At 67.9% G+C, this 1889-nt stretch carries 2 protein-coding genes; one reads left to right on the top strand and one right to left on the bottom strand.

Going from position 1 to position 1889, the window contains the following annotated elements:
- Nucleotides 1–1008: RIFT barrel domain-containing protein (locus BGO22_RS13295; RefSeq protein ID WP_502686463.1), on the bottom strand; the 1008-nt coding region annotated here is incomplete at its 3' end.
- Between the two features lie 247 nt (nucleotides 1009–1255).
- On the opposite strand from BGO22_RS13295, the gene BGO22_RS13300 reads away from it, so the two are divergent.
- Nucleotides 1256–1555, top strand: a complete 300-nt coding sequence (locus BGO22_RS13300) for a hypothetical protein (protein ID WP_275564508.1) — start codon at nucleotides 1256–1258, stop codon at nucleotides 1553–1555.
- Nucleotides 1556–1889: the final 334 nt, after the last annotated feature.

A 1889-nucleotide genomic window follows, 5' to 3' on the forward strand; every position in this document is an offset into this window, starting at 1 on the left:
CACGCTGATGGGCTGGTCGGTGGCCTCGTCGCGGTAGTGCACGGGGGCGCTGGCGGCGGCGTCGGCGTTGGCCAGCATGGAGGCGCGGGCGCGGTCGTCCTGGCTGACCAGGTACATCGCCGTCCAGCGCGGCACGGGGGCGATCTCCGCCCGGCCGCCGGTGCCCGGCATGTTGGTGGTCAGCATGGCCGTGCCCATGGGGCCGGTGTTGGTCTTGGCCAGGTTGCTCGCCTCGGCGGCGAGCACGGTTTCAGGAATCGTCAGGCCCAGGTTGTAGTTCCAGGTGGCGCGGCTATCCAGGAAGTAGCGCATGTTGTGGCGCAGGCGAACGTTCGGTGCGGCGCCGTTGTTCCACACCACCTTGTGCCAGCGCGCATGGTGGTGGTGCGTGAACGAGGGCTGCGACAGCAGCGTCTGGCCGTTGGCCGTGACGGTCAACGAGTAGCTCAGGTCAGACGGCGAGGCCTTGAGCGCCCAGTTGTTCTCCATCACCACGTCGGTGCGGATCTGGCCGCTCTGGTACAGGCGGGTGTGCAGGCGTGCGACCAGGTGCGGGTGGGCGGCGCCGGTGGCCTGGTTGACCATGGGCGCGACCACGGTGAATTCGCTGGCCACCGGGCCGTACAGGCGGCGGTTGGTGCCACTGGCGATCTGCTGCTTGAGCTGCTGCTGCGGGTTGGCCACCAGGGTGCTGCCGTCGGCGAGCTTGGCCGTGACCTGCAGGTTCCAGGCCGGATCGGCTGGCACCGAGACGCTGGGGCTGGTCTTGGCGGCGGGGTAGAAATTGATCAGGCGCGCGGTGTTGGCTGGCAGGCTGGGGACGCTGGCGCTGAGCACAGCGAAACGCACGGAGCCGTTGGCATGGGTGGACACCTCATCCATCTGCACGGGCACGGTGTTGCCGGCGCTGTCCTGGGCGCTGAGGCCCTGGCTGGTGGAAAGGTCGCCGCTGCGGAAGGGCTGGCCGAAGGTGATGGGCAGGTTGGTCTGGGCGCTGCCGGAGCTCACCTCCACGCAGGTGATGGCGCCCGCGGCGCAGGCCAGGCCGCCGATGCCGACCGCCGGGGCGGGAGCGGGGGCAGGCGCGGGGGCAGGCGCCGGCGCGGGGGCAGGTGCCGGAGCGGGGGCAGGCGCCGGTGCGGGAGCAGGTGCCGGCGCGGGGGCAGGCGCCGGCGCGGGGGCAGGTGCCGGAGCGGGGGCAGGTGCCGGAGCGGGGGCAGGCGCCGGAGCGGGGGCAGGTGCTGGAGCAGGCGACTTGATCGATTCCCAGAACTTCTTGAAGCTGTTCCAGGACCAGCCACGGGCCGCCGCCGCGTCCATCTCGGCTTGGGTGGGCGAGCCGCCGTTGGCGGGCGGCGGGGGCGCCGCGCTGGCCGCGTTGTCCACGGGCGCCGCGGAGGCGCCTTCGCTACCCCCACCGCCACCACCACCACAGGCGGCCAAGGCCACGCAGGTGAACAGGGCCGCCAACACCGGGCGGGACAACTGCCGTTTCTGGCGGGGATTAACCAATTCGATTTCCATGATGGTTGGCGTTCGCAATGAGTTGAATTGAAAGTTCCGACGCCTGGCGAATTTCAGCCAAAAGCGTTAATACGAATGTTTGGGGTTCTGCAGTCCGATCGTGAAGTGCCTCACGTTTTTGGCCCCATTGCCTTGTTTCTCGACGCCACTGCGAATGACTTTAGGGGGGGTGAAAGCGTGAAAAGCGGCACAGTTGATCGGCTGTTCAAAATCGGCGATGTGCGGAAGTGCGCGGAAACGCACGGCATTTTTTGCCGACGAACGGTATTCTTCGTACAAAAAGACACAAATTGACCCACCACTTCATCGGTGTACCGAATAGGTAGTAGGCGCCGGATGGGAGGCTGATTCGAGCGAATCAGAGG

Source organism: Hydrogenophaga sp. 70-12 (genome assembly GCF_001897365.1).
In the GTDB taxonomy this organism is placed as follows: Bacteria; Pseudomonadota; Gammaproteobacteria; order Burkholderiales; family Burkholderiaceae_C; genus Hydrogenophaga; species Hydrogenophaga borbori.